The organism is Verrucosispora sp. ts21, from assembly GCF_002879555.1.
GTDB classification, from domain to species: Bacteria; Actinomycetota; Actinomycetes; order Mycobacteriales; family Micromonosporaceae; genus Micromonospora; species Micromonospora gifhornensis.
Genome location: NZ_PNOZ01000052.1, coordinates 18,173 through 44,490 on the forward strand (window position 1 = coordinate 18,173; position 26,318 = coordinate 44,490).

Annotated in this window: 23 protein-coding genes and 3 tRNA genes; 19 read left to right on the top strand and 7 right to left on the bottom strand. The window is 71.4% G+C overall.

The features are described 5' to 3' along the window. Positions 1-94: 94 nt before the first annotated feature. The 5 genes from C1A38_RS21295 (at position 95) to serA (ending at position 8,032) form a co-directional block, all read left to right on the top strand. Positions 95-2,440, top strand: coding sequence for a putative bifunctional diguanylate cyclase/phosphodiesterase (locus C1A38_RS21295; protein ID WP_233196938.1), 2,346 nt, complete (start codon positions 95-97; stop codon positions 2,438-2,440). A 224-nt stretch (positions 2,441-2,664) separates the two neighbouring features. Then, on the top strand, positions 2,665-4,527 hold the full coding sequence (locus C1A38_RS21300; protein ID WP_102659525.1) for an acetolactate synthase large subunit: 1,863 nt from the start codon (positions 2,665-2,667) through the stop codon (positions 4,525-4,527). Continuing rightward, positions 4,527-5,042: an acetolactate synthase small subunit gene (gene ilvN / locus C1A38_RS21305; RefSeq protein WP_102659526.1), complete on the top strand. Its 516-nt coding sequence runs from the start codon at positions 4,527-4,529 to the stop codon at positions 5,040-5,042. Before C1A38_RS21300 ends, ilvN begins: the two co-directional genes overlap by 1 nt. Positions 5,043-5,120: 78 nt before the next feature. Beyond that, positions 5,121-6,134, top strand: coding sequence for a ketol-acid reductoisomerase (gene ilvC, locus C1A38_RS21310; RefSeq protein ID WP_102659527.1), 1,014 nt, complete (start codon positions 5,121-5,123; stop codon positions 6,132-6,134). Between the two features lie 299 nt (positions 6,135-6,433). Beyond that, the gene (gene serA, locus C1A38_RS21315) at positions 6,434-8,032 is read left to right on the top strand and encodes a phosphoglycerate dehydrogenase (protein ID WP_102659528.1); all 1,599 of its coding nucleotides are present in this window, start codon (positions 6,434-6,436) and stop codon (positions 8,030-8,032) included. An 84-nt stretch (positions 8,033-8,116) separates the two neighbouring features. On the opposite strand, the gene C1A38_RS21320 is transcribed toward serA, so the two are convergent. Together C1A38_RS21320 and C1A38_RS21325 are read right to left on the bottom strand one after the other, a co-directional pair. Next, positions 8,117-8,473, bottom strand: a complete 357-nt coding sequence (locus tag C1A38_RS21320) for a hypothetical protein (protein ID WP_102659529.1) — start codon at positions 8,471-8,473, stop codon at positions 8,117-8,119. A 353-nt stretch (positions 8,474-8,826) separates the two neighbouring features. Further along, positions 8,827-9,669, bottom strand: a complete 843-nt coding sequence (locus tag C1A38_RS21325; RefSeq protein WP_102659530.1) for an FAD:protein FMN transferase — start codon at positions 9,667-9,669, stop codon at positions 8,827-8,829. A 220-nt stretch (positions 9,670-9,889) separates the two neighbouring features. Between C1A38_RS21325 and C1A38_RS21330 the strand changes: the two genes are divergently transcribed. After that, entirely contained in the window at positions 9,890-10,921 is a 1,032-nt protein-coding gene (locus tag C1A38_RS21330; protein WP_102659531.1) for a 3-isopropylmalate dehydrogenase, read from the top strand. A 191-nt stretch (positions 10,922-11,112) separates the two neighbouring features. Then, entirely contained in the window at positions 11,113-12,210 is a 1,098-nt protein-coding gene (locus C1A38_RS21335; RefSeq protein ID WP_102659532.1) for a branched-chain amino acid aminotransferase, read from the top strand. Positions 12,211-12,305: 95 nt separating this feature from the next. On the opposite strand, the gene C1A38_RS21340 is transcribed toward C1A38_RS21335, so the two are convergent. Together C1A38_RS21340 and C1A38_RS21345 are read right to left on the bottom strand one after the other, a co-directional pair. Further along, positions 12,306-13,046: a tyrosine-protein phosphatase gene (locus tag C1A38_RS21340; protein ID WP_102659546.1), complete on the bottom strand. Its 741-nt coding sequence runs from the start codon at positions 13,044-13,046 to the stop codon at positions 12,306-12,308. A 71-nt stretch (positions 13,047-13,117) separates the two neighbouring features. Continuing rightward, positions 13,118-13,582, bottom strand: a complete 465-nt coding sequence (locus tag C1A38_RS21345; RefSeq protein ID WP_199180276.1) for a PRC-barrel domain-containing protein — start codon at positions 13,580-13,582, stop codon at positions 13,118-13,120. A gap of 305 nt (positions 13,583-13,887) precedes the next feature. Between C1A38_RS21345 and cimA the strand changes: the two genes are divergently transcribed. Further along, a complete protein-coding gene (cimA, locus tag C1A38_RS21350; protein ID WP_102659533.1) occupies positions 13,888-15,465 on the top strand; it encodes a citramalate synthase in 1,578 nt (525 codons plus the stop codon). Here cimA and C1A38_RS21355 read toward each other — a convergent pair. Next, the gene (locus C1A38_RS21355; protein WP_102659534.1) at positions 15,444-16,433 is read right to left on the bottom strand and encodes an endonuclease/exonuclease/phosphatase family protein; all 990 of its coding nucleotides are present in this window, start codon (positions 16,431-16,433) and stop codon (positions 15,444-15,446) included. The two genes, cimA and C1A38_RS21355, sit on opposite strands and share 22 nt — an antisense overlap. 376 nt (positions 16,434-16,809) lie before the next feature. Between C1A38_RS21355 and C1A38_RS21360 the strand changes: the two genes are divergently transcribed. From C1A38_RS21360 to arfB, 7 genes are all read left to right on the top strand, one after another. Then, on the top strand, positions 16,810-17,304 hold the full coding sequence (locus C1A38_RS21360; RefSeq protein ID WP_102659535.1) for a hypothetical protein: 495 nt from the start codon (positions 16,810-16,812) through the stop codon (positions 17,302-17,304). A 202-nt stretch (positions 17,305-17,506) separates the two neighbouring features. After that, complete coding sequence (locus C1A38_RS21365) at positions 17,507-18,556, top strand: AAA family ATPase (protein ID WP_102659536.1); 1,050 nt, start codon at positions 17,507-17,509, stop codon at positions 18,554-18,556. A 26-nt stretch (positions 18,557-18,582) separates the two neighbouring features. Next, positions 18,583-19,569 (top strand): DUF58 domain-containing protein, encoded by a 987-nt coding sequence (locus C1A38_RS21370; protein WP_199180277.1) that lies wholly within the window; start codon positions 18,583-18,585, stop codon positions 19,567-19,569. Next, complete coding sequence (locus C1A38_RS21375; protein WP_102659538.1) at positions 19,566-20,525, top strand: VWA domain-containing protein; 960 nt, start codon at positions 19,566-19,568, stop codon at positions 20,523-20,525. The genes C1A38_RS21370 and C1A38_RS21375 overlap by 4 nt, the downstream gene beginning before the upstream one ends. A gap of 79 nt (positions 20,526-20,604) precedes the next feature. Then, positions 20,605-21,450 carry a S1C family serine protease gene (locus C1A38_RS21380; protein WP_102659539.1) on the top strand — a complete coding sequence of 282 codons (846 nt, stop codon included), beginning with the start codon at positions 20,605-20,607 and terminating at the stop codon, positions 21,448-21,450. Positions 21,451-21,560: 110 nt separating this feature from the next. Next, complete coding sequence (locus C1A38_RS21385) at positions 21,561-21,857, top strand: hypothetical protein (protein ID WP_102659540.1); 297 nt, start codon at positions 21,561-21,563, stop codon at positions 21,855-21,857. 9 nt (positions 21,858-21,866) lie between these two features. Then, complete coding sequence (gene arfB / locus C1A38_RS21390; protein ID WP_013732046.1) at positions 21,867-22,292, top strand: alternative ribosome rescue aminoacyl-tRNA hydrolase ArfB; 426 nt, start codon at positions 21,867-21,869, stop codon at positions 22,290-22,292. 93 nt (positions 22,293-22,385) lie between these two features. Here the strand turns inward: arfB and C1A38_RS21395 are convergent, their stop codons facing one another. Both C1A38_RS21395 and C1A38_RS21400 read right to left on the bottom strand, forming a co-directional pair. Then, entirely contained in the window at positions 22,386-23,300 is a 915-nt protein-coding gene (locus tag C1A38_RS21395; protein WP_102659541.1) for a 3-methyladenine DNA glycosylase, read from the bottom strand. A 33-nt stretch (positions 23,301-23,333) separates the two neighbouring features. After that, on the bottom strand, positions 23,334-24,626 hold the full coding sequence (locus tag C1A38_RS21400) for a hypothetical protein (protein ID WP_102659542.1): 1,293 nt from the start codon (positions 24,624-24,626) through the stop codon (positions 23,334-23,336). A 134-nt stretch (positions 24,627-24,760) separates the two neighbouring features. On the opposite strand from C1A38_RS21400, the gene C1A38_RS21405 reads away from it, so the two are divergent. The 4 genes from C1A38_RS21405 to C1A38_RS21420 all read left to right on the top strand — a co-directional run bounded on the left by C1A38_RS21405 (position 24,761) and on the right by C1A38_RS21420 (position 26,294). After that, complete coding sequence (locus tag C1A38_RS21405; RefSeq protein WP_102659543.1) at positions 24,761-25,564, top strand: fumarylacetoacetate hydrolase family protein; 804 nt, start codon at positions 24,761-24,763, stop codon at positions 25,562-25,564. Between the two features lie 98 nt (positions 25,565-25,662). Then, positions 25,663-25,734, top strand: a tRNA-Gln gene (locus C1A38_RS21410). 133 nt (positions 25,735-25,867) lie between these two features. After that, positions 25,868-25,940: transfer RNA gene (locus C1A38_RS21415), tRNA-Glu, on the top strand. Between the two features lie 281 nt (positions 25,941-26,221). Beyond that, a tRNA-Glu gene (locus C1A38_RS21420) sits at positions 26,222-26,294 on the top strand. The last annotated feature ends 24 nt before the right edge of the window (positions 26,295-26,318 follow it).

Consider the following 26,318-nt stretch of genomic DNA (forward strand, 5'->3'; position numbering starts at 1 on the left):
CCGGCGAACCGGCAACGAACAGGCGAGCGCACTGTGTCCCAACAGATGCACACCAGATCCCCACGGACGGCGGTGATCCGGCAAAGTTGAGACCGTGCACACACCCCCGGGCATGATCGGCGCCGCGGTGCTGAGCGCGTTGGTCGCCATCGTGGCCGGTGTGTTGCTGGCCGCCGCCGCCCGGCATCGTAGTGGCCCACACCGGCAGGCGTACGTGCTGTTCACCGTCGCCGCGGCGGTGTCCCTGGTCACCCTGCTGCTGGCCGCCGCCGGTGCGCTGAGCGCGAGTGAACACTGGGCGCACGAGCAGTCGCAACGCACCAGTTGGGCGAGTGCGGTCGCCGTGGGCACCGCGGTGAGCGGCCTGCTGTTCTGTGCCGGCCTGCTCCGGATGCCCGGGGTGGCCGGTTCGGTCGGCGCAGCCGCCCGGCTCGCGCTGGACAGCGTCGTGGTGGGGGCCGCGCTGTGGTTCGTCGGCTGGGTGCTGCTCTCCGAGCCGACCAGAGTGCTCGGCGACGCCACCCCGATGGCCTGCCCGGCGATCCTGCTCGCCTCGATCAGCGCGGCGCTGTGCAGTGGCCTCGCCATCATCCTGGTGCTGCGGGCCAGACCGCCGCGCCGTGGCGTCGCCGTGCTGGGCGCCGGCATCTCCGTGGCGACAAGCGGTGGCCTCGGCGTGGCGACCGGGCTCTGTCAGGTCGGTCCCGCGATGACGTCGATGAGCCTGGTGGTGCTCGCCGTGGGCCTGCTGACCGCCGCGGTGGCGATGAGCCGCATCGACCCGGCCGGGCAGCTCACCACCGACGTGATCCGCCACGACGGCGAGTACGCCTTCGTCCCGATGGCCGCGATGGCCGGCTCGGCGATGTACCACCTGCTCCAGGACGGCCGGTTCGACGCGCTGGGCATCGTCGCCGGCAGCGTGGAGGGCTTCGCCCTGGTCGCCCGGCAACACCTCACCCTGCACCAGGTCCGGGCGTACGCCCGACGGCTCGCCGAGCGGGAGGCGCACTTCCGGCAGCTCGCGCACACCGATGCGTTGACCGGGTTGGAAAACCGGCGCGGGCTGCTGCGTGCGCTGCACGAGTGCGCGGCGGCGGGCACCCCCTGCATGCTGCTCAGCCTGGACCTGGACGGCTTCAAGAACGTCAACGACATGCGCGGCCACGACGTCGGGGACGCGGTGCTGGTCGAGGTCGGCCAGCGGCTGCGGGCCAACCTGCGCCCCGGCGACCTCGCCGCCCGCCTCGGCGGGGACGAGTTCGCGGTGCTGATGCACGGCGGGCCGGCCGAGGCGGGGGCGGTCGCCGAGCGGCTGCTGAAGGTGCTGGGCGGGGCCTACCCGCAGCCCGAGGGGCCGGTCTTCTGCTCGGTCAGCATCGGCCTGGCGACCTGGGCGGACACACCGGACGTCGAGCTGCTGCTGCGGCACGCCGATCTGGCGCTGCGCTACGCCAAGCAGCGGGGCAAGAACCGGATCGAGCGCTACGACGGCGCGTACGACCGGCTGCTGCGTCGGCGGACCACACTGGAGCACGAGTTGCGCGGCGCGATCGGCCGCAACGAGCTGCGGCTGGTCTTCCAGCCGGTGGCATCCCTGCCGTCGGTGCGCCCGGTCGGCGCGGAGGCGCTGCTGCGCTGGCACCACCCGGAGCTCGGCAACGTCCGGCCGGACGAGTTCATCCCGCTGGCCGAGGAGTCCGGGATCATCGCCGAACTCGGTGCCTGGGTGCTGCACGAGGCCTGTCGTCAACTGTCCCGGTGGCTCGCCGAGGGGCACGACGTCTGGGTGTCGGTGAACGTCTCGCCGCGCGAACTGCACGCCCCCGCCTACGTGGTCCAGGTCGCCGAGGCGCTGCGTACCCACCACGTCCCGCCGCAGCGGCTGGTGCTGGAGGTCACCGAGCACGCGGTCGCCACCGATCTGGACGAGCTGATCCGGCGGCTGACGGCGCTGCGGCGGACCGGTGTGCGGATCGCCCTCGACGACTTCGGCGCCGGCTACTCCTCGCTGGGGCAGCTGCGCCGGCTCCCGATCGACATTCTCAAGATCGACCACGGGTTGGTGGCCGAGCACGAGCCGGTCCGGCCGGTCGGGCGCGACGGCCCGGCCTTCGCCCCCATGGTCGACATCGTCATGCGGCTGGGTCACCAGTTCGGCCTGGAGGTCATCGCCGAGGGGGTCACCACCCCCACCGAGCTGGCCGCCGTGGTGGCCGCCGGCTGTCGATTCGGGCAGGGCGCGTTGTTCGGTTGGGGCGTACCGGCCGAGCATCTGGAGGCGATGCTGGAGGCGGCCACCTCCCCGGGGGCCCGACCGGCACGGCCGGGGAGTCCGGCATCCGGGCCGACGCCGGCGCCGAGGGCCGGAAACGGCACATCAGAGCACGTCAAGCCGGGTGCAGGTGGCCTTTCGGGGGGTGGTGCGCCACGTCCGTGAACCAAAATGTGGGATCAGTTGACTCATCGCATGAGATGCGTCAGTCTTGAGCCATGTCGTACCGGTCGCTGCGAGTACTTATCTGAGCGCACTCTCTGTCTGAGAGTGCGCTGGCCCCGTGCATCTGGCACGAGGGCTTTTTTGTTGCCGTCGACCCAACGCCCGCGGTTCGTCCGCGTGCACAGTGTGAGCAGCCCAACCAACTCCAGCCGAAGGCAATCGCCATGACGAGACCCACACCAGAGACGCTCGCCCACTCCGTCCGGCGCGCCCGTAGCTCCGCCGAGACCACGGGTGACAACGACCACACCCGCGCCGCCGCTGCGGCCCCGGCGGTACGCCCCGCTCAGGTCTCCGGCGCCGGCTCGCTGGTGCGCTCCCTGGAGGCACTCGGCGTCGACGTCGTCTTCGGTATCCCCGGTGGCGCGATCCTGCCGGCGTACGACCCGCTGTACGACTCGACCGTCCGGCACATCCTGGTCCGGCACGAGCAGGGCGCCGGCCACGCGGCGACCGGCTACGCGCAGGCCACCGGCCGGGTCGGTGTCTGCATCGCGACCTCCGGTCCGGGTGCGACAAACCTGGTCACCCCGATCGCCGACGCGTACATGGACTCGGTGCCGCTGGTGGCGATCACCGGCCAGGTGGCCCGGCCCGCCATCGGCACGGACGCCTTCCAGGAGGCGGACATCCAGGGCATCACGCTGCCGATCACCAAGCACAACTTCCTGGTGCAGGACGCCAGCGAGATCCCCCGCATCCTGGCCGAGGCGTTCCACCTGGCCTCGACCGGTCGGCCCGGTCCGGTCCTGGTGGACATCCCCAAGGACGTCCTCCAGGCGGAGACCACCTTCGCCTGGCCGCCCACCCTGGATCTGCCCGGCTACCGGCCGACCATGCATCCGCACGGCAAGCAGATCCGCGAAGCGGCCCGGCTGATGACCACCGCCCGCCGCCCGGTGCTCTACGTCGGCGGCGGCGTGCTCAAGGCCGGGGCCACCGAGGGGCTGCGCCGGCTGGCCGAGCTGACCGGCATCCCGGTGGTGACCACCCTGATGGCGCTCGGCGCGTTCCCCGACTCGCACCGGCAGCACCTGGGCATGCCCGGCATGCACGGCACGGTCGCCGCGGTCTACGGGCTGCAGAAGGCCGACCTGATCGTGGCGCTCGGCGCCCGGTTCGACGACCGGGTCACCGGCAAGCTGGACTCGTTCGCGCCGGACGCCACGGTGGTCCACGCCGACATCGACCCGGCCGAGATCGGCAAGAACCGGCACGCCGACGTGCCGATCGTCGGTGACGCCCGGTACGTCATCGACGAGCTGCTCGCGGCGGTCACCGCCGAGCGGGCGGCCGGGCGGGTCGCCGAGCTCGGCGACTGGTGGACGCAGCTGGACGACCTGCGTGCGCGTTACCCGCTGGGCTACGAGGAGCCCTCCGACGGCACCCTCTCCCCGCAGTACGTGATCAAGCGGCTGGGCGAGATCGCCGGCCCGGACGCGATCTACGTCGCCGGCGTCGGCCAGCACCAGATGTGGGCCTCCCAGTTCATCTCGTACGAGAAGCCGCAGACCTGGCTGAACTCCGGTGGCCTCGGCACCATGGGCTACGCGGTGCCGGCGGCGATGGGCGCCAAGGTCGGCAGGCCCGACACGGTGGTCTGGGGCATCGACGGCGACGGCTGCTTCCAGATGACCAACCAGGAGCTGGCCACCTGCGCGCTGGAGGGCATCCCGGTCAAGATCGCCGTGATCAACAACGGCAACCTCGGCATGGTCCGCCAGTGGCAGACCCTGTTCTACGGTGAGCGCTACTCCAACACCGACCTGGGCACCCACAAGCACCGCATTCCGGACTTCGTCAAGCTGGCCGAGGCGCTCGGCTGCGTCGGGCTGCGGTGCGAGACCGCCGAGGACGTCGACAAGACGATCGAGGCGGCGATGTCCATCAACGACGCACCGGTGGTCATCGACTTCGTGGTCGGCAAGGACGCGATGGTCTGGCCGATGGTCGCCGCCGGTACCAGCAACGACGAGATCATGTTCGCCCGCGGCGTTCGCCCGACCTTCGACGAGGACGATATCTAATGACGATGCACACGCTCTCCGTGTTGGTGGAGAACAAGCCGGGCGTGCTGGCCCGGGTCTCCGGGCTGTTCTCCCGGCGCGGCTTCAACATCGACAGTCTCGCGGTCGGCGAGACCGAGAACCCGGACGTCTCGCGGATCACCATCGTGGTCAACGCCGACTCCTCGCCGCTGGAGCAGGTCACCAAGCAGCTCAACAAGCTGGTCAACGTGCTCAAGATCGTCGAGCTGGACCCGTCGACCTCGGTTGCCCGTGAGTTGCTGCTGGTGAAGGTGCGCGCCGACCGTAACGCCCGGGGGCAGGTCCTGGAGACGGTAAGCCTGTTCCGCGCCCGGGTGGTCGACGTGGCCGCGGACACCCTCACCATCGAGGCCACCGGCACCCCCGACAAACTCGACGCGCTGCTGCGCGACCTCGAGTCGTTCGGCATCAAGGAAATGGTCCAGTCGGGCCAGGTCGCGATCGGACGCGGTCCGCGTGCGATCACCGCCGGTCCGGCCCTGCGGGCCGCCTGATCACCACCGGTCGGCCTGCGGGCCGGGCGTAACCACAGCCACGACGGGCCGCATCGGCCGCCGTACGAAAGGGAAGTCATGAGCGTTGAGGTTTACTACGACGACGACGCCGACCTGGGCCTGATCCAGGCGAAGAAGGTCGCCGTGATCGGGTACGGCAGCCAGGGCCACGCCCACGCGCTGTCGCTGCGCGACTCGGGTGTCGACGTGGTGATCGGTCTGCCGGAGGGTTCGAAGAGCCGCCCCAAGGCCGAGGAGCAGGGCCTGCGGGTGCTCACCCCGGCCGACGCGGCGGCCGAGGCCGACGTGATCATGGTCCTCGCCCCGGACACCGCGCAGCGCCACATCTACGCCGAGTCGATCGCGCCGAACCTCAGCGCGGGCAAGGCGCTGTTCTTCGGGCACGGGTTCAACATCCGCTACGGCCTGATCAAGCCGCCGGCCGACGTGGACGTGGCGATGGTCGCCCCGAAGGGCCCCGGCCACCTGGTCCGTCGGCAGTACGTCGACGGCAAGGGCGTGCCCTGCCTGGTCGCCGTCGAGCAGGACGCCAGCGGCACCGCCCTCGCGCTGGCCCTGTCGTACGCCAAGGGCATCGGCGGCACCCGGGCGGGCGCCATCAGGACCACCTTCACCGAGGAGACCGAGACCGACCTCTTCGGCGAGCAGGCGGTGCTCTGCGGTGGTGCGGCGGCGCTTGTGCAGACCGGCTTCGAGGTGCTCACCGAGGCTGGCTACGCCCCCGAGGTGGCCTACTTCGAGTGCCTGCACGAGCTGAAGCTGATCGTGGACCTGATGTACGAGGGCGGCATCGCCCGGATGCGCTACAGCGTCTCCGACACCGCCGAGTACGGCGACCTGTCCCGGGGCCCGCGGGTCATCGACAGCCGGGTCAAGGACGAGATGCGCAAGATCCTCGGTGAGATCCAGAACGGCGAGTTCGCCCGCGAGTGGGTGGCCGAGGACGAGGCCGGTCGGCCGAACTTCAGCAAGTGGCAGGCCGAGGGTGCGGCTCACCCGATCGAGGAGACCGGTGCCAAGCTGCGCGGCATGATGAGCTGGGTGGACCGTCCGATCACCGAGACCGCCTGAGGTCTCGTCGGCGCACTGAGAGCAGTCTCACCTCAACGGCACCCGCACCCGGCGTTCTCCCCGACGCCGGGTGCGGGTGCCGTGCTGTGAGCGGCCGGACAACGGGCGTTAACACGCACGTCACGTCCGGTTTGTGAGGGCACTCACCCCGTACTGCGGGGTATGTGGGGCGGCCGGGCCCCTACGATCGCGGGTAGGTGTTCCAGGCCGCTGCACCTGACGGCCATGGCCCAGCCCACGCCGGGCGCAGCGCAGCGTCCAGCGCTGGCCGACCGCTCTGACGACATCTACGAGGACCAATGACTCCTGTCGTACTGATCGCCGAAGAACTCGCTCCTGCCGCAATCGAGGTGCTCGCCCACGACTTCGACGTCCGGCACGTCGACGGCACCGACCGTCCGGCTCTGCTCTCCGCACTCGCCGAGGCCGACGCCGTCATCGTCCGCAGCGCCACCCAGATTGACGCCGAGGCGATCGCCGCCGCACCCCGGCTGAAGGTCGTGGCCCGGGCGGGCGTGGGTCTGGACAACGTCGAGGTGCCGGCCGCCACCGCGCGGGGCGTCATGGTCGTCAACGCCCCCACCTCCAACATCGTCTCCGCGGCCGAGCAGGCCGTCGCGCTGCTGCTCGCGGTCGCCCGCAACACCGCCTCCGCCAGCGCCGCGCTCAAGGCGGGGGAGTGGAAGCGGTCGAAGTACACCGGCGTGGAGCTGCAGGGCAAGACCGTGGGCGTCGTCGGCCTGGGCCGCATCGGCGTGCTGTTCGCGTCCCGCATCGCCGCGTTCGGCACCCGGCTGATCGCGTACGACCCGTACATCCAGCCGGCCCGGGCCGCGCAGCTCGGCGTGCGCCTGGTCGGCCTGGAGGAGCTGCTGCGGGAGAGCGACTTCATCTCCATCCACCTGCCGAAGACCCCGGAGACCGTGGGCCTGATCGGTGAGAAGGAGCTGTCGATCGTCAAGCCGGGCGTACGGATCATCAACGCCGCCCGCGGCGGGCTGGTCGACGAGCAGGCGCTCGCCAACGCGCTGGCCGAGGGCCGGGTCGCCGGTGCCGGCGTGGACGTGTACGCCAAGGAGCCGTGCACCTCCTCGCCGCTGTTCGCCTTCGACAACGTGGTGGCCACCCCGCACCTGGGCGCCTCCACCGCCGAGGCGCAGGACAAGGCCGGCCTGGCCGTGGCCAAGAGCGTGAAGCTGGCGTTGCAGGGCGAGTTCGTGCCGGACGCGGTGAACGTGCAGGCCGGTGGCGTGGTCGCCGAGGACGTACGCCCGCTGCTGCCGCTGGCCGAGAAGCTCGGCCGGGCCTTCACCGCGGTCGCCGGTGGCGTCGCCGCCAGCGTCACCGTCGAGGTACGCGGTGAGATCGTCAACCACGACGTGTCGGTGCTCAAGCTCGCCGCCACCAAGGGCCTGTTCAGCTCCGTGGTGGAGGAGCAGGTGACCTACGTCAACGCGCCGCACCTGGCCGCCCAGCGTGGCGTGGAGGTGGCGCTGACCACCCAGACCGAGACCGTGGAGCACCCGGTGCTGGTCACCGTACGCGGTGCCCTGCCCGACGGTCGTACGGTGAGCGTCTCCGGCACGGTGACCCACGCCGGCACCCGGGACATCATCAAGCTGACCGAGGTGGACGGCTTCGACGTGGAGATCGGGGCGGAGGGCATCCTGCTCTTCCTCCGCTACGCCGACCGTCCGGGCGTGGTCGGCACCGTCGGCACGCTGCTCGGCGAGGCCGGCATCAACATCGCGGCGATGCAGGTGGCCCGTCGGGAAGCCGGCGGCGAGACGCTGATGACCCTCACCGTCGACCAGGCGCTCGGCGCCGACCTGCTCACCTCGGCGGCCGACTCGATCGGCGCGGCCTCGGCCAGCGCGGCGGACCTGCGCGACGAGTAGCCGTTTCAGGCACATGGCGACCAGGGGCCCGGCTTCGGCCGGGCCCCTGGTCGTATCCGTCTCAGTTGTGCCGGGGCGGGATGGTCAGCCGGGCAGCCGGGCTACCGGCGGCGGATAGACCGAGCCGTCCTGGGCGTCGAACAGCATCAGCCGGTGCTCTCCGGCCAGCCGTTCGATGTCGAGCAGCACCTGGTCCGCGCAGGCCGGGTCGAGATTCAACTCGACATGGTCGGCTGCCGCGTGCAGTGGTACCACTGCCCAGGGGCTACCCGCCACCGGCCGGTCGGGGTAGCTGGCGGTGATCGCCCGGTAGAAGGCGACCACCCGTGGATCCGGTTGGCGCTGGCCGTGCTGGCCCTCCCGGCACCGCCGCACCGCCGCTCGCACGTCCTCAGGCGTCGCCCCGTCGGCCAGGGCCCACACGCTCAGATCGAAACTCACGGCCGACAGCGTGCCATCCGCGATTCACCTTGTCGAAAACGCCCCTACCACAACGCGTTCGGCGAGTCGACCGGACTGGGTGGATGGTCCCCTGTAGAACCCTTGCCGGGAAACGCGCGGATTCGCTAGCGTACCGATGCGGTTCTGGCAGCTCGCGACGCGGCCCGTCTTCGGGTGGCGAGGTCGACGTCCCGGTTGGCCGGCCCGCACCCCTCGATTGCGCGAGCCTCGCGCATTCGTCGTCGACCGGCCTCCACAGCCGTTGCCGCGGCAGTGGAGGCCGATCGCTGTTCTCCACGATGGACGTGTCCGTGGCGATGCCGGGACCGGCAGCACTCCCGCCCGGTCGGCGGTCAGTGGTTGGCGATCAGGGCGCGGTAGTCCGATCCGGAGCGGAACCAGCTCAGCCCGCTCGGACCGGCGGCGTACAGCGCGGTGGCGTAGGCGTCGGCGACCGCGAGATTCGGGCCGACCACTGTGGCGGCGACCATCTGGTCGGCCGGTTCGCCGGTGTGCGGGTCCACCACGTGCCCGCGACGGCCGGTGACCCCGGACGTGCCGATCGCGCCCGCCGTCATCTCCAGCATCAGCGGCGGCCGGCGGCGGTCGGTCGGATGGTGCACGGCCACCCGCCACGGGCCGCCGTGCCCGGCGTGACCGCGTACCACCAGGTCGGCGCCGGTCAGTACGGCGTAGTCCTGGACTCCGGCGGCGCGCAGCCGGGCCGCGGCCCGCTCGACCGCCCACCCGCCGAGCAGGCCACCGGGGTCGAATCCACCGGGCACCGCCCAGGCGTCGAACCATCCGTCGGTGGCGGCCCGCATGGCGCCGCACCGGTCCACCAGGTCCGCCAGCGGCGGGTAGGACTCGGGGTTGATCTCGCCCCGGCGCAGCCGGGACACCAGGCTCTCCGGACGGTTCGGGCCGTAGGTGAGGTCGATCGCCCGCAGTTCGGCCACCGCGTCGCGGAGCGCGTCGCCGACGCCACGCCGACCGAGCCAGGCCGGTGCGTTGAGCAGCAGGGTGTAGTCGGCGGTCGAGGTGCGAACCGTGTGCCGCACGGTGAGCCGGTCGCCGGTGGTCGGGCCGGGACGGTCAGGGCGCGGTTCGCGGGTGCCCAGGCGCAGGTCGGGCCGGCGGTACCGGAACGTCGCCGGGTCGACCCAGCGGGTACGTGGCTGCTCGTCGGTCCACATCGCGTCCGCCCCTCCCTCGACGACCAGTCACCCCCTCGTGGTGGTCGTCCGGGCCTGCCCAGCCCGTCGGGCTCACGTTAGGGACCGCAGATGACGGCAGCGTGAGCGAACGCTGAGAAGCTGCTGTGTGTGTCTCGTATCCCGAAAAGTGGAACACCCGTACCGGGAGGCGGGACGGCGGCGTACCGTACAGCCGATACGAGCGAAGGAGCTGACGGACGTGGCACGCATCGCGGTGGTGGCCGGGGACGGGATCGGACCCGAGGTGGTCGCGGAGGCCCGCAAGGTCATCGATGCGGTCCTGCCCGGGGTCGAGGCAACCGAGTACGACCTCGGTGCGGCACGTTACCACCGCACCGGCGAGGTGCTGCCGGACTCGGTGTTGACCGAGCTGGCCGGGCACGATGCCATCCTGCTCGGCGCGGTCGGTGACCCCACCGTCCCGCCCGGCGTGCTGGAGCGGGGCCTGCTGCTCAAGCTGCGCTTCTCCTTCGACCAGTACGTCAACCTCCGGCCGTCGCGGCTCTGGCCCGGTGTGACCAGCCCGCTGGCCACGGTCAAGCCCGGCGAGGTCGACCTGGTGGTCGTCCGCGAGGGCACCGAGGGGCTGTACGCCGGCGCCGGTGGCACGCTGCACCGCGACACCCCGGCCGAGGTGGCCACCGAGGAGAGCCTGAACACCCGACACGGGGTGGAGCGGGTGGTCCGCGACGCCTTCGCCCGGGCCAGCCGCCGCGAACGGCGCAAGGTGACCCTGGTGCACAAGACCAACGTGCTCACCCACGCGGGCTCGCTGTGGGCTCGTGCCTTCGAGGCGGTCGCCGCCGAGTACCCGGACGTGAGCACCGAGTACCAGCACGTCGACGCCGCCGCGATGTTCCTGGTGACCCAGCCCCAGCGCTACGACGTGGTGGTCACCGACAACCTCTTCGGTGACATCCTCACCGACATCGCCGCCGCGGTCACCGGCGGGATCGGCCTGGCCGCCAGCGGCAGCATCAACCCCGACGGCACGTACCCGTCGATGTTCGAGCCGGTGCACGGCTCCGCGCCGGACATCGCCGGGCGCGGGGTGGCCGACCCGGTCGCCGCCGTACTCTCCGCCGCGTTGCTGCTCGACCAGCTCGGGCACGCCGACGCCGCAGCCCGGATCGCCGCCGCGGTCGGCGCGGAGCTGGCCGCCCGTACCCCGGGCGAGGCGGTACGCACCGCCGAGGTGGGCGACCGGATCGCCGCCCAGGTAGCAGCCTGACTCCGACTGGCCGCCGTAACCGGCGGTAGCGGATCACGACCGGGTCGACGGTCGTCTCAGAAGCGGGAACCCGACGGTGCCACCTACCGGTGCGCCTACCCGCTGAACGACCGTTCGGGGTAAGTTTCTGGCACATATCTTCGCGGCGTGCGGTCGGCGCATGCCGTCATCCCCCCAGGGAGGTCAGCGCGATGAGCGGTGGTGACAAGCTCGACTTCGAGATCCGTCCGAATCCCGCGCCGGTATCCGCCGCCGACCGGGCCGCGCTGCTGGCCAACCCCGGATTCGGCCGGGTCTTCACCGACCACATGGTCACCATCCGCTACGCCGACGGCAAGGGCTGGTACGACGCCCGGGTCGAGGCGCGGGGGCCGATCCCGATGGATCCCGCCAGCGCGGCGCTGCACTACGCGCAGGAGATCTTCGAGGGGATGAAGGCGTACCGCACGGCCGACGGCGGGGTGACGATGTTCCGGCCGTACGCCAACGCGGCCCGGTTCAACACCTCGGCCACCCGGATGGCCATGCCGACGCTGCCCGAGCAGACCTTCGTCGACTCGCTGCACCGGCTGATCGAGATCGACCGCGAGTGGATTCCGGAGGGCGAGGACGGCAGCCTCTACCTGCGGCCGTTCATGTTCGCCAGCGAGGTGTTCCTCGGCGTCCGCCCGGCCAACGAGTACCTCTACGTGGTGATCGCCTCGCCAGTGGGCGCGTACTTCTCCGGCGGGGTCAAGCCGGTGACGGTCTGGGTGTCGCCCGACTACACCCGTGCCGCCCCCGGCGGCACCGGCGCGGCGAAGTGCGGCGGCAACTACGCGGCCTCGCTGGCCGCCCAGGCCGAGGCCGCCGAGCACGGCTGCGAGCAGGTGGTCTTCCTCGACGCGGTGGAGCGCCGGTACGTCGACGAACTGGGCGGCATGAACGTCTTCTTCGTCTACGACGACGGCTCGGTGGTGACCCCACCGCTGACCGGCACGATCCTGCCCGGCATCACCCGGGAGTCGGTGCTCACCCTGGCCTCGGCGGCCGGCCACACCGTGCAGGAACGGCCGGTGAGCTTCGCCGACTGGCAGGCGGACGCGACAAGCGGTCGGCTGCGCGAGGTCTTCGCCTGCGGCACCGCTGCGGTGATCACCCCCATCGGTCGGGTCCGCTTCCCGGAGGGGGAGTTCACCATGGGCGGTGGCGAGCCCGGCACGGTCACCATGGCGCTGCGCCAGCAACTTGTCGACCTCCAGCGCGGCAAGGCCGCCGACCCCCAGAACTGGGTGCACCGCGTCCTCTAGACGCTCTGAGCGGTAAGGAAGGGCCCCTTGTTAACGCCTGAGGTGGTGCAGGGGCCCCTTCTTAACACGACCTGCCGTGGACGCCGAGCGTCGGCTCAGCCGAGCAGGTGGGTGCGGAGCGCGGCGAGTTGCTCGTCGGTGACCCCGGTGTGGCGCAGGTAGTCGTCGACCGACCCGTACCCTTCCCGGATCTCGGCCAGGAACAGCAGCATCGTCTCGGCCGGTGAGGCCAGGAAGGCGGCGGGCAGCTCGGGCAGGTGGGGGTAGGCGGTGGCGATCCAGGCGGCGAAGCGCTGTGACGCCTCGCTGCTCAGCGCGTAGTCCGCAGCGATCTCGGCGTCGTCGACGCCGAGCACCGCGAGGGTGAGGCCGCAGACGATGCCGGTGCGGTCCTTGCCCGCCACGCAGTGCACCACCACCGGCGCGTTGGCGCTGTCGGCGATCAGGCCGATCGCCTGGGCGAGCCCGGTGGTGCCGGTACGGGCCAGGTCGGCGTACCGGTCGGCGAGGTAGCGGGCGAGATCCTGCTCCGGCTGGTACGGCTGGGTGGACCAGTCCGCGTGCTCGGGATGGATGTGGCGGTAGGCCAGACCGTCGAGGTCGGGGACCCGGCCGTCGCGTTCGACCTCCTGCGGGCGACGCAGGTCGACGACCGTGCGTACGCCGAGGGCGCTGAACGCGTCCCGGTCCGCGCTGTCCATCCGGTGCAGGGAGTCGGAGCGGTACAGCCGGCCGTAGGGCACCGTGCGTCCGTCCAGGCCGCGATAGCCGCCCACGTCGCGGAAGTTGAACATCGCGGTGAAGGGGATTCTGCGTCTGTCTTCAGTCGCGTCCATCCGGACACGGTAACGGCCGGTGAGAGCCATTCCCACCGGCCGTTACCGTGATTTCAGTGCGTCAGGTTGCCTCAGCGGAGCCCACCGGGCGGGGTCGCGGCGTAGGTGTCGTTGTAGTACCCGCCGAGCTTGTCCCGGTACGACGGGTCGTTGATCGTGTCGTCGTACTCCGGCGCGGCCTTGATCTGGTCCTTGCTGCGGTCGACGAAGACCTTCTGCTCGTCGTGGTCGACGTGGTTGACCGTACCGGCCGGCAGCATGACCTTCTTGCCGAAGATCCACGGCCCGGTGTCGACCACCAGGTAGCTGGCGTTGACCTCGCTGCTGTCGCTGTCGATCTTGCCGATCGAGCCGTCCGTGGCCTCGACCTTGTAGCCGATCAGGTTGGTGCCGGCGACGCCGGCGTCGTCGCGGTAGCTCCACGGGTCGAAGGCGCTGGTGGCGCCGCCGCCGGTCGTGACCACGTCGTCGCGGTCGACGGCGCGCAGGGCGGGGTCCGGCGTGGCGTTCGTGGTGTTCGGGTTCAGCCTGTCCATGGGGATCTCTCCTGCCTCGACTTGATCAGTCGTCTCGGAGGTACGTGTTTCGTTGTCCCGAAAACTCCTACCCCGCACGACTCGGCCTACACCCGTGACACCGAATGAGACCCAACTCATCGTCCCGAGATGTGGATTCTGCCTCCCAGATCCGCTTCCGAGTGGCAGAGTGCAGAGCGTGAACAGCACCGCCCGCATTATTGGCAACTAGCGCGCCGGCCTTCCCTCCGCCGAGCGCGCAGACCTCCCGCACCCGCGGGGGGTCTTTTTGTTGCGCCGGCCGGTGCCAGATGAAGGGGATCCCCATGACGTTCCAGGTGTACGACACGACCCTGCGCGACGGTGCCCAGCGCGAGGGGGTCAGCTACTCGGTGGTCGACAAGCTCGCCGTGGCGCGGCTGCTCGACGAGTTCGGCGTCGGGTTCATCGAGGGTGGCTGGCCGGGCGCGGTGCCCAAGGACACCGAGTTCTTCCGCCGGGCGCGTACCGAACTGGAGCTGCGGCACGCGGTGCTCGTCGCCTTCGGTGCGACCCGCCGGGCCAACACGGTCGCCGCCGACGATCCCCAGGTGCGTGGCCTGCTGGAGGCGCAGACCCCGGCGATCGCCCTGGTCGCCAAGGCCGACCTGCGACACGTCGAGCGGGCACTGCGGACCACCGCCAAGGAGAACCTGGCGATGATCCACGACACGGTCACCCACCTGGTCGCCGAGGGCCGTCGGGTCTTCGTCGACGGGGAGCACTTCTACGACGGCTACCGCCATGATCCGGCGTACACGGCGTCGGTGGTGGAGACCGCCCTCGCCGCGGGCGCCGAGCGGTTCGTGCTCTGCGACACCAACGGCGGAATGCTGCCCTCGCAGGTCACGGCGGCCATCACCGACCTGACCGACCGCATCGGGGTGGCCCCCGAACTGCTCGGCATGCACGCCCAGAACGACACCGCCTGCGCGGTGGCCAACACCATCGCCGCCGTCGAGGCCGGGGTCCGCCACGTGCAGGGCACCGCCAACGGGTACGGCGAGCGGCCGGGCAACGCCGACATCTTCGCGGTCGTCGCGAACCTTCAACTCAAGCTCGGGCTGCCGGTCCTACCGGAGGGCTGCCTGGAGCAGATGGTGCGGGTCTCCCACGCCATCGCTGAGATCGCAAACATCGCCCCCGACATCCACCAGGCGTATGCAGGGGCCGCAGCCTTCGCTCACAAGGCGGGACTGCACGCGAGTGCGATCAAGGTGGATCCGCTGCTCTACAACCACGTCGAACCCGAGGTGGTGGGCAACGACATGCGGATCCTCGTCACCGAGATGGCCGGCCGGGCCAGCATCGAGCTCAAGAGTCGCGAGCTCGGGCTGGATCTGGCCGGCCATCCGGAGGCGCTGTCCCGGGTCACCAACCGGGTCAAGGAGCTGGAGGCCGGCGGCTGGTCGTTCGAGGCCGCGGACGCCTCGTTCGAGCTGCTGGTCCGCTCCGAACTGCCGGACGCCGCGCCGGTACGGCCGTTCGCGCTGGAGTCGTACCGGGTGCTGGTCGAGCACCGCGAGGACGGCGCGGTGGTCTCCGAGGCGACTGTGAAGATCCGGGTACGCGGTGAGCGGGTGATCGCCACGGCGGAGGGCAACGGTCCGGTCAACGCCCTCGACGAGGCGCTGCGGGTCGGCCTGGGCCGCCACTACCCGGAGTTGCGGGAGTTCGAGCTGGCCGACTACAAGGTGCGCATCCTGGAGGGCAGCCACGGCACCGGGGCGGTGACCCGGGTGCTGGTCGAGACGGCGAACGGCCGTGGCGGCGGCTGGACCACGGTCGGCGTGCACCCCAACGTGGTCGAGGCGAGCTGGCACGCGCTTGTCGACGCCCTCACCTACGGCCTCGGCAGGGCGTGAGGAAGGGCCAGTTCGGCCAGGATCATGCGGTGGTCGCTGCCGGGCAGCGGGCGGACGCTCACGTCGCGTACCGCGATGCGCCGGTCGACCAGCACGTGGTCGATCGTGACGGGCGGGATGCGGTCGCCGTCGTACGGCCCCCAGGTCCCGACGAGCCCGGCTCCGACCGCCGCGGCGGCGTCGACGTAGCCGGTACGCAGCAGCGCACGTAGCGGCCCGTGGTCGAGGGTGGCGTTGAAGTCTCCGGCGAGGATGCTCAGCGCCCCCTGCGGGGTGGCCGGTGGTTGGGCGGCCAGGTCGGTGCGCCAGTAACCGTTCTGGTCCAGCGCGTACGGTGCCGCCGGGTGCGCCGACTCGACGCGTACCTCGGGTGCGCCCGGAACGGCGACCGTCGCGTACGCCTGGGTGAAACCCCAGGCACCGCGCAGCGGGCGGATGCCGCCGCCGCTGATCGGATGCCGGGCGTACAGACCCGAGCCGGGCGTGCCCACCACCGGGTTGAGGTGCCGGTACGGCAGCAGCCGGTCGAGGCCGAGCCGGTCCAGTTCGGCCTGCGCCGACGGGGTGAACTCCTGCACGACCAGCACGTCGACCTGCTCGGTGCGGACCAGGTCGACCACCGCGGCCGGGTCGGCGGCGCCGGCCAGCAGGTTGGCGGTGAGCAGCCGTACCGTCGGACCGGTGACCGCCGGCTGCGTCGACGGCAGCGCCCGGGGCGCCACCACCGCGACAAGCGTCGTGGTGACCACCGCCGCGACCACCGCCGGCCAGCGACGCCGCAGGGCGAGCGCGAGCAGCAGTGGCACCAGACTTCCGAGCAGCGCGTACGGCGTGAACGCCAGCAACTGCACAAGCGCTCCCCGGTCCAGGCCGGCCACTCGGGCGAGGGCCCAGCCGGCGCCCGGTGCCACGGCGAGCCAGCAGATCGCGGTGCCGATCCGTCGGCGTCCCGCGTCGGTGATCTTCACAGCGTGAGGCTACTGGGTCGATGCCGCGCAGGGTGCCGACGAAAGAACGGCAGCGGGCGGTCGGGCGCGATCAAACCAATTTCATGAATGAGCGATCCTTCGCTTTTCATTATTGCCACGGGAATTCGCCCGGTTGATTCTGTCCATGATCGAACGTTGACCATTGGCGTTTTCCGGTGTTACGTTTCTGCTGGTCGGGCGGTATGTCGGGGGTGGAAATCCCAGGTCAGGCCCCATGTTCGCCACTATTTGGTCGGTCCTCTGAAGGCGTGATCCCCACCGGGTTTCCGCTCATTGTCGCCCGCCTGGAGTCAGGCAATATCCGATCCCCATCTGGTGGGTCGGCCGCATCCCCACGGTCACAAGGAGATTTGTCATGACCGGTTTTTTCCGACGTAAGGCGGCTGCGGTGGCGATCGCAGCCCTGGCGCTGGCCCTGGCCGGTGGCGGGATCGCTGCGGCGAAGCCCACGACCGGTGCAGTCGAGACGGCCGCTCGTGGTGGCAAGCAGCCGGCGGTCACCGCAGCGTCGCTGAAGAGCGCCAAGGCCACGTTGGCCAAGGGCGACTCGATCAGCACCCAGGCGGTCGGCTTCTACGCCACGGCGGTCAACGGCAACGGCACCAAGGCGCGCGGTGACGGCGTGGTCATCAAGTACGGCGTCGGGCAGTACGAGGTGCAGTTCGGTTCCAACGTCACCGGCGGCGTCTACGTCGCCACGATCGGCCGGCCGGACGCGTGCTGCATCCCGGCGGGTGGGGAGGCCGTGGTGGCCGCTCGCCTGCAGACCCCCAACGGCGTCTTCATCCAGACCCGCAACTCCACCGGCAGCCCCGCCGACCTGCCGTTCCACCTTCTCGTACACCGCTGATCCAGCCGTGCCGTCGCCGGTCCCTCCCGTGGGGGCCGGCGACGGTACGCGCCGTGCCCGGTTACCTCCTCGGCGGTGCTGCCCGACCGGCTCTGCGTGCTCCGGCCCGATCCAGGTCGTAACGGCGTTGCCGCGCGGTCTGGGTGCGTGAAGGCCGGAAATTCCGACGTTTGTCCGACGCCCGGCTCGGGAAGCAAGCACCGTGACGGACATCTCGGACACCATGGCCAGCCTGCCCAGCCCGGCCGATCCGGACGCGACCGCGGCCGAGCTGGAGCAGACGCTCGACGAGGTCAGACGGGTGATCGTCGGGCAGGATCAGCTCGTCGATCGCCTGCTCACCGCCCTGCTCGCCGACGGGCACTGTCTGCTGGAAGGCGTTCCCGGGGTGGCCAAGACACTTGCCGCGCAGACCCTCGCGACGGTCGTCGGCGGCACCTTCTCCCGGATCCAGTTCACCCCCGACCTGGTGCCCTCGGACATCGTCGGCACCCGCATCTACCGGGCCTCGAAGGAGAGCTTCGACGTCGAGCTCGGCCCGATCATGGCCAACCTGGTGCTGGCCGACGAGATCAACAGGGCTCCGGCGAAGGTGCAGTCGGCGCTGCTGGAGGCGATGGCCGAACGTCAGGTCTCCATCGGTGGGCGCAGCTACCCGGTGCCGGAGCCCTTCCTCGTGCTGGCCACCCAGAACCCGATCGAGTCGGAGGGGGTCTACCAGCTGCCCGAGGCGCAGCGGGACCGCTTCCTCATGAAGATCGTCGTCGACTATCCGGACGGCGCCGACGAGTTGGCCATCCTCTACCGGATGAGCGCCGACCGTCCCCGGCCGTACCAGGTGCTGCGGCCGGACCGGTTGCGGGAACTCCAGCTCCAGGCCCGGCAGGTCTTCGTCCACCACGCCATCGCCGAGTACGTCGTCCGGCTCATCCTGGCCACCCGCGACCCGGCCCGGTACGGCATGCCGGAGATCGTCCCCCTGCTCGCGTACGGTGCCAGCCCGCGCGCCACCCTCGGCCTGGTTGCCGCCGCGCGGGCCCGCGCCCTGCTCCGTGGCCGGGAGTACGTGCTGCCGGACGACGTGCGGGACCTGGCCGTGGACGTGCTGGCCCACCGGCTGGTGCTCTCCTTCGACGCGGTCGCCGACGGGATCAGCGCCGAGTCGGTGGTGCACCGACTGGTCGAGGTGGTGCCGCCGCCGAGGGTGGCCAACGGTCAGCCGGAGTACGTCGCCGATCTGGCGGCCGCGTGATGAGACGCGGGCGCGTCCCGGTGCCCGTGGCGGCGGACCCGACGCTCACCGACCTCACCCCGAACCAGCGGCTGCGCCGGCTCGAACTCACCGTCACCCGCCGCCTCGACGGCCTGCTGCACGGCGAACGTCGGGGGCTGCTGCCCGGACCGGGAAGTGAACCCGCCGGCAGCCGCGAGTACCGGCCCGGTGAGGACGAGGTACGGCGGATGGACTGGTCGGTGACCGCCCGGACCACCGTCCCGCACGTGCGGGAGGTCGACGCCGACCGGGAGCTGACCACCTGGCTGCTGGTCGACGCCAGCCCCAGCATGGAGTACGGCACCGCCGACCTGGACAAGCGGGAACTGGCCGTGGCAGCGGTCGCCGCCATCGGCTTCCTGACCGCCGGGGCGGGAAACCGGCTCGGCGCGCAGGTGCTCACCCCGTACGGGCTGCACCGGGTGCCGGCCCGGGGCGGACGCAGCCACCTGGTCGGGCTGCTGCGCGGGCTGCTGGCCGCGCCCCGACAGGCCGGTGAGCCGGACGGCCACCGGACGGCCGACGAGGTCGACCTGTCCGCGGCGTTGGCGGCGGTGCACCGGACGGCCAACCGGCGAGGTCTGGTGGTGGTGATCTCGGACTTTCTGGACGGGCTGCCCGACGATCCACGCTCACCGGCCACCTGGGAACGTCCGCTGCGCCGGTTGTCGGTGCGGCATCAGGTGCTCGCGGTGGAGGTCGTCGACCCCCGTGAACTGGAACTGCCGGACGTCGGACTGATCACGCTCGCCGATCCCGAGACGGGCCGGCGACGCGAGGTGTGGACCGGCGATCCGGGGCTGCGCGAACGGTACGCGGCAGCCGCCGCCGCGCAGCGGGACCAACTCCGGCAGGCGCTGCGCCGGGCCGGGGCGACCCACCTCGCGTTGCGTACCGACCGGGACTGGGCGGCCGACATCGTGCGGCACGTGCACACCCAGCGTCGCCTGGCCCTGGCGCCGGCCGCACCGAGGCGGGGAGGCGCGGCATGATCTGGGAGTCGCCCATCCGGCTCTGGCTGCTGCTCGGCGTGGCCGCCCTGGCCGTGGCCTACCTGATGGCGCAGCGCCGCCGCAGCCGGTACGCCGTCCGCTTCACCAACCTGCGCCTGCTCGACCGGGTGGCACCCCAGCGCCCGACCTGGCGTCGACACCTGCCGGCCGGTCTCTTCCTGGCCATGCTGGCGTTGCTCGTGGTCGGCTTCGCCCGGCCGACGGCCGAGGTGCGGGTGCCCCGGGAACGCGCCACCGTGATGGTCGCCGTGGACGTCTCCACCTCGATGCTCGCCACCGACGTTGACCCGGATCGGCTCAGTGCGGCAAAGAGCGCCGCCCGGGACTTCGTCGACGGGCTGCCCAGGGAGTTCAACGTCGGGCTGGTGGCCTTCGCCGGCAGCGCCGCCGTGCTGGTCCCGCCGAGCACCGACCGGGAGGCGCTGCACGACGGGATCCGGCGTCTCGCCGAGGGCATCACCGGGGTGCAGGGCACGGCGATCGGGGAGGCGATCAGCACCTCGCTGGGCGCGGTCAAGGCGTTGGACGAGCAGGCCACCACGCAACCGCCGCCGGCCCGGATCATCGTGCTCTCCGACGGTGCGAACACCTCCGGCATGGATCCGATGGAGGCCGCCGCCGAGGCGGTCGCCTTGGAGGTGCCGGTGCACACCATCTCGTTCGGTACGCCGGGTGGCTTCGTGGACCGGGGCGGGCGGCCGATCCAGGTGCCGGTGGACGGGGAGACGTTGCAGGCCGTGGCCGAGCAGACCGGGGGCGCCTTCCACCAGGCCGACACGAGCGACGAGTTGCATGCCGTCTACGACGACATCGGCAGTTCGGTGGGTTGGCGCAAGGAACGGCAGGACATCTCGGCCCGGTTCATCGGGCTCGGGTTGGTGTTCGCGATGGGCGCGGCGTTCGGCTCGATGCGCTGGTTTTCCCGCCTGCCCTGACCCGGCTTGACCGGCATCGGCCGGCGGGACCGGTGTCGGCTCGCCGGCGGCAGCGGCCGCAGACGTGAGGAGCGTAGGTATGGCAGTGCAGACCGGGCTGGGCGAGCCCCGTGGACCCTGGTTCGTCTCGCCGGAATTCGACCCGTACGGCCGGGACGGGACGGGGCAGGCCGCCGGGACGCGCGACGGGGCGGCGTGGGGTTGGCGTCGTCGGCTGATGGCCGGGCTGGCGGTGCTGGCCCTGTCGACCGGCTCGGGGGCGGTGGCCGGCGGTTGGGTGGCCAGTAGGGGATTGCCCGAACCGGCCGCGGCGTCGGCCGCGCCGGTGCCGGCCGAACTGGTCACCGCCGCCGAGAAGACCGTGCCCGGGGTGGTGTCGGTGCTGGTGGGAGGCGCCACCGGTTCCGGCTTCGCCGTCGACTCCGAGCAGCACATCATCACCAACGACCACATCCTGGCCAAGGGGCGCAGTGGCCCGGTGACCGTGGAACTGCCGGACGGCCGCCGGTTCGGCGCCGAGGTGGTCGGTCGGGAACCGGGCAGCGACCTGGCGGTGCTGAAGGTGCCGGCGTCCGCCGGGCTGGCGTCGCTGCCGCTGGCCAAGCCGGGCTCGACCCGGGTCGGTGAGCCGGTGCTGGCCGTCGGGTCGCCGCTCGGGCTGTCCGGCACGGTCACCGCCGGGATCGTCAGCGCGCTCGACCGTCAGGTGCGCCTCGGCGACAACCGGCACCGGGCGGTGCAGACCGACGCCTCGATCAACCCCGGAAACTCCGGTGGCCCACTGGTCAACGCCCGAGGCGAGGTGGTCGGGGTGAACACCGCCATCGCCACCATCGACGGCAACGGCTCGATCGGCATCGGCTTCGCCATCCCCATCGAACAGGTGCAGCAGACCGCCGACACGATCATCGGCAAGGGCGGCTGAAATCACGGAGGGTAACTGTCCGATTACGGGGAGATCGGGCGAACTGTCGGGTTCCAGCGATCAGTGATCGGAGAATGGAAATATTACGCTGAGTATGGATACTGGCGTGGGTGGAGCGTCCTCTCATCGCGGTCCTCCTGCTGGTGGGCCTCATCATCGGAACTGGCGTGGGCTCGTCGTACGCCCGCGCGCGGCGGGGGTGGAGCGACTACCAGACCGCCAAGAAGACCGTGCCCGGCGCCCGCCGTGCCGCCTGGCTGCTGATCAAAGTGGTCACCACGAAGATCGGGGTGATCCTGCTGCTGCTGATCGGGGCGGTTGCCTACGCCGCAGCCGGTGGCGACGACGGGTCGGAACCCGCGCCACCGAATCCGAGCAGTACTCCCGACGAGCGGCCGGGGCGCTAGCCTCAGGGCGTGGACGACGGACTGCGGGTGACCGATCGGTGGGTCGTGCCCGCCGCTGAGCTGCGGGAGCGCTTCTCCCGGTCATCCGGGCCGGGCGGGCAGGGCGTCAACACCGCCGACTCCCGGGTGGAGCTGAGCTTCGACCTGGCCGGCTCGCCCAGCCTGCCGGAGTCGCTGCGGGCCCGGGCGCTGGACCGGCTCGCCGGGCGGCTGGTCAACGGCGTGCTGACCATCGCCGCCAGCGAGCACCGGGCCCAGTTGGCCAACCGGGAGGCGGCCCGGGAGCGGTTGGTGGCGCTGCTGCGTGAGGCGGTCGCCCCACCACCACCGCCGCGCCGGCCGACCAGGCCGTCGCGTGGGGCCAAGGAACGGCGGCTGGCCGACAAGAAACGCCGTTCCCAGCGCAAGCGCGACCGCCGGGTGGACGGCGACTAGTCACGCGGCGCTACCGGCCAGCTGGCCCCGCAACCTCGGGCCGGCTCGGCGTCGGCGCGACCCGCAGCCTCGGTTCGGCCCGGCGTTCGCGCGTCAGGCCGGCGTCGGTTGCTCCACTGTCTCCAGCAGCGTCGCGCAGACCTCGATCAGCCGATCCCGGAGTCGACCGGCGCGCTCCGCGAACTCGCGTTGCCGCGTCACGTACTCGGCCTTGCCCTCCGGCGTCTCGATGGCCACCGCCGGCTCCCCGTAGGACGAAAGGTCGTACGGCGACGCCTGCATGTCCAGCAGCCGGATGTCCCGGGCCAGCTCGAAGCAGTCCAACGCCAGCTCGCCAGGCACCGCGGGGCCGAGCTTGGTCGCCCACTTGTGACAGTCCATCGCGGCGTGCAGGCAGCCGGGCTGGTCGAGGTCGACCTGGCTGGCGCGGGTGGGCCGCAACCGGTTCAGGCCGACGGCCTCGGGGGTGAAGAACCGGAACGCGTCGAAGTGCGAGCACCTGATCTGGTGCGCCTCGACCACCGCGTCGGTGCCGTCCTGGCCGAGTCGCAGCGGGAGCGGGTGCCGGTGCTCGCGTTGGCGGTAGACCATCGCCCACTCGTGCAACCCGAAGCAGCCGGTGAAGGCCGGGCGGGTGGCGATCGCGGAGAGCAGGCGGCTGATGAAGCGTACCGATTCGGCCCGGTCGGCGAGGAACGCCGCCGCGTCGAAACCGACCACGCCGTCGGAGTCGGTGACGTACCACCGCCACTGCCCGTTCGGTGCCGGGCCGTCCGGTCCCGGCTCCAGCCGTACGCCCACCCCGGGATGCCAGCGCCGCAGCACCGATGGCCTGGTGCCGTAGTACTCGTACAGGAAGTCGTCGATCGCGTGGCGTTGCCGCGCGGCCCGACGCCCGCGGTGCGCGGCGGTGAGGCCGTCGGCACGCTCCTCGTGCGCCCGTGCGCGGGGCAGCCAGACGGCAGCCGGCAGGCGGTCGGAGCCGGCGGGGGCGCAGGCGGCGGTCACCGTCCCAGGGTACGACCGCCGCCGGCCCGCTGATCAGGGCACGTCCACCCGCACTCCGGCGGAGAAGACCCCGCTGCGCAGTTCCAGTCGCTGCGGCGCCTCGTTGCCGTTGACGGTGAAGACCAGCGGCAGCACCAGCCGGCTACCCGCCGCCATCGGCTCGGCGAAGACGTCCCGCCCCTGGTTGGCCCGCCGGGTGGCCTGCTCGTCGGTGGTCACCCAGTTGCCGTTCGCCAGGTACGCCCGTTGCAGCTTGCCGTGCCAGCTGTGGTGCTCCGGGGCCAGGTTCCGGACCCCGACCGTGGCCTGGCACTGCCGGGCACCCTGACCCGGATCGCAGGTCATCCGGTAGACGGTGAACTCGAACGCGTCCTCGCGCAGCGGCACGCCCAGCCCACCGCTGACCCCGCTGCCCTTCCACGCCCCGTTTGTCGGCTGGCTGTCGGTGTCGATCGCGGCGACCCGCCGGGTGGCGGTCCACGCGGCGGTGCCGAGCGTGGCCGCCAGCACCGTCGCGGCCACCGGCACGATCAACCAGACCGGCGGGGTACGCCGACGTGTGGTGGGTCGGGGCGCGGCCGGTCGGGGATAGATCCGCCCCGGCCCGTCCGAGGCCAGCGCGGCCGCGACCGGGGGCCGCCGACGTCGCCAGGTGACGAACCCCACCACGGCGAGGGCCAGCAGGACGGCCGCGCCGGCCAGCAGCGCGGGGACCTGACCGCGCCACCCCGAGTTCTGCGTCGAGGGGGCCGCCGCGGCAGCGCCCGGGGCCGTCCAGGTGGCGGTCGCACAGTCGTACGGCTGACGACCGTCGACGGCGAAGGCGCACGCCGGGGCGGTCACCGGTTGCCGGGCCGCCGCTCCGGTAAGCGTGGTGTCCAGCGTGGTGGTGCTGCGCGGCGGCAGCTTCACCCGCCAGGTCACCTCGGTCGCTGCCGACCCGCCGGGGCGTACCTCCCGACCGCCGTCGCTGATCGCGGTCGCCGACACCCCCTGGGGTAATTCCTGGCGCACTGTGGTGTCCACCGGGGCGTTGCCGGCGTTGCGCACCTCGATCCGGTAGCCGGGTTGCGGGGTGCTCGCCGGTGCGACCATCACGCTGACCTTCGGCTTCGGCGCCGGCGAGGCGACCCTCGTCGGAGTCGGTACGGCCGGCGGCGCCGAGGGCATCGTGGGTTCCGCCGTCGCCGCTGCCGGGTGCGGACGCCCGGCCGCCGCGGCGTCCGCGGTGGTGAGCGCCGGCAACGCCGGTACGGCAGCGGTGAGAAACCCCACGCAGTGCACGATCGCCGCGAGGGCCTTTTGGTGTCGTGTCGATGCAGGCATACGAACGAACCTCCGCCGCCGACGCTAGGTGGGCGACGTCGTCGGGCGGGTACGAAGCGGTGAATCCGGCACCGAGGGTGACTGTCGGGGGTAAGCTGCCGCAGCTGGTCCGGGGGCGGGGCTAGATTGGCGGGGTGCGTATCGCTCGTTTCGCTCATGCCAAGGGAATGTCGTTCGGGGTCGTCGAGGGAGAGCCGGAGGCGGGTCCGGAAGGGCTCACCATCGCCGAGATCTCCGGGCACCCGTTCGGCCAGATAACGTTCAGCGGTGCCCGGTGGGCGCTGTCCGACGTCCGCCTGCTCTCACCGATCCTGCCCAGCAAGGTGGTCTGCGTCGGCCGCAACTACGCCGAGCACGCCGCCGAGCACGGCAGCGAGGTGCCGAGTGAGCCGCTGCTGTTCCTCAAACCCTCCACCTCAGTCATCGGTCCCCGCGACGCGATCCGGCTGCCCGAGTTCAGCAAGCAGGTCGAGCACGAGGCGGAGCTGGCCGTGGTGATCGGCGCTCCCGGCGCCCGCCGCGCCGATCGGGCCGCAGCCCAGCGGGCCATCTTCGGTTACACCTGCGCCAACGACGTCACCGCCCGGGATCTGCAACGCTCCGACAGCCAGTGGACCCGCGCCAAGGGATTCGACTCGTTCTGCCCGATCGGGCCCTGGATCAGCACCGGCCTCGACGTGAGCGACCTGGAGATCCGGTGTGAGGTGGGACCCGACCCGGAGGAGATGGAGGTCCGTCAGCTGGGCCGTACCCGGGACATGGTCTTCGACGTGCCCGCTCTGGTGTCGTACATCTCGCACGTGATGACCCTGCTGCCGGGCGACGTCGTGCTGACCGGCACCCCGGCGGGGGTTAGCCCGCTCGTGGACGGGGATACGGTGACCGTCCGGATCGAGGGGATCGGCGACCTGACCAATCCGGTGGTATCCGCGACCTGACCGGGGCGTTTCAGCAGGTCAGATGCGGTTTGGGGAAGTCGATTTGGCCTCCCGGTGCCGGGAGGGTAAGGTTTGATCCCGGCGCCGCAAGGGGCCGATGGGGTATGGGGTAATTGGCAGCCCAACTGATTCTGGTTCAGTTAGTCTAGGTTCGAGTCCTGGTACCCCAGCGCAGCCGAGGTTCGTGAGAACCGAGGACGCTGGATTCTGGTAGGAATCCGGCCGAAGATCCGCAAGGGATTCGGCCGGAAGGTCTGGTAGAGTTCGGCGGCACCACCGCTAAGGTGGTGTCGCATTTGTTCTGGCCCCGTCGTCTAGCGGCCCAGGACGCCGCCCTCTCAAGGCGGTAGCGCCGGTTCGAATCCGGTCGGGGCTACAGGTAACAGTCACGGCTCGTCCCACTCGGGACGAGCCGTTTCGCTTTCCGGCCCCCCCAATGCTCCCTGCCCCGACTGGCCAGGTTCCTCGCGTTCCGTTCCCCGGCTGGTCAGGTCCCTCGCCGGATGGGCACGGATGCAGAAAGACCAGCTCAGGCAGACCCTCCGGTACCGCTCACGGCCGGCACGCCGATCCCACCCCACCCCGATGATCCAGCGCGCGGAAACGCCGCTAGACTACTGCCGCACCGCCGGAGACGGCGGTGAACCAGGAAGTTCTGGCCCCGTCGTCTAGCGGCCCAGGACGCCGCCCTCTCAAGGCGGTAGCGCCGGTTCGAATCCGGTCGGGGCTACAGGTAACAGTCACGGCTCGTCCC

Bases quoted from the DNA above. Each gene is read 5' to 3' on its own strand.
- C1A38_RS21300 (WP_102659525.1), top strand. From the start codon at position 2,665: ATGACGAGACCCACACCAGAGACGCTCGCCCACTCCGTCCGGCGCGCC.
- ilvN (WP_102659526.1), top strand. From the start codon at position 4,527: ATGACGATGCACACGCTCTCCGTGTTGGTGGAGAACAAGCCGGGCGTG.
- ilvC (WP_102659527.1), top strand. From the start codon at position 5,121: ATGAGCGTTGAGGTTTACTACGACGACGACGCCGACCTGGGCCTGATC.
- serA (WP_102659528.1), top strand. From the start codon at position 6,434: ATGACTCCTGTCGTACTGATCGCCGAAGAACTCGCTCCTGCCGCAATC.
- C1A38_RS21325 (WP_102659530.1), bottom strand. From the start codon at position 9,669: ATGTGGACCGACGAGCAGCCACGTACCCGCTGGGTCGACCCGGCGACG.
- C1A38_RS21335 (WP_102659532.1), top strand. From the start codon at position 11,113: ATGAGCGGTGGTGACAAGCTCGACTTCGAGATCCGTCCGAATCCCGCG.
- C1A38_RS21340 (WP_102659546.1), bottom strand. From the start codon at position 13,046: ATGGACGCGACTGAAGACAGACGCAGAATCCCCTTCACCGCGATGTTC.
- C1A38_RS21345 (WP_199180276.1), bottom strand. From the start codon at position 13,582: ATGGACAGGCTGAACCCGAACACCACGAACGCCACGCCGGACCCCGCC.
- cimA (WP_102659533.1), top strand. From the start codon at position 13,888: ATGACGTTCCAGGTGTACGACACGACCCTGCGCGACGGTGCCCAGCGC.
- C1A38_RS21360 (WP_102659535.1), top strand. From the start codon at position 16,810: ATGACCGGTTTTTTCCGACGTAAGGCGGCTGCGGTGGCGATCGCAGCC.
- C1A38_RS21375 (WP_102659538.1), top strand. From the start codon at position 19,566: ATGATCTGGGAGTCGCCCATCCGGCTCTGGCTGCTGCTCGGCGTGGCC.
- C1A38_RS21380 (WP_102659539.1), top strand. From the start codon at position 20,605: ATGGCAGTGCAGACCGGGCTGGGCGAGCCCCGTGGACCCTGGTTCGTC.
- C1A38_RS21400 (WP_102659542.1), bottom strand. From the start codon at position 24,626: ATGCCTGCATCGACACGACACCAAAAGGCCCTCGCGGCGATCGTGCAC.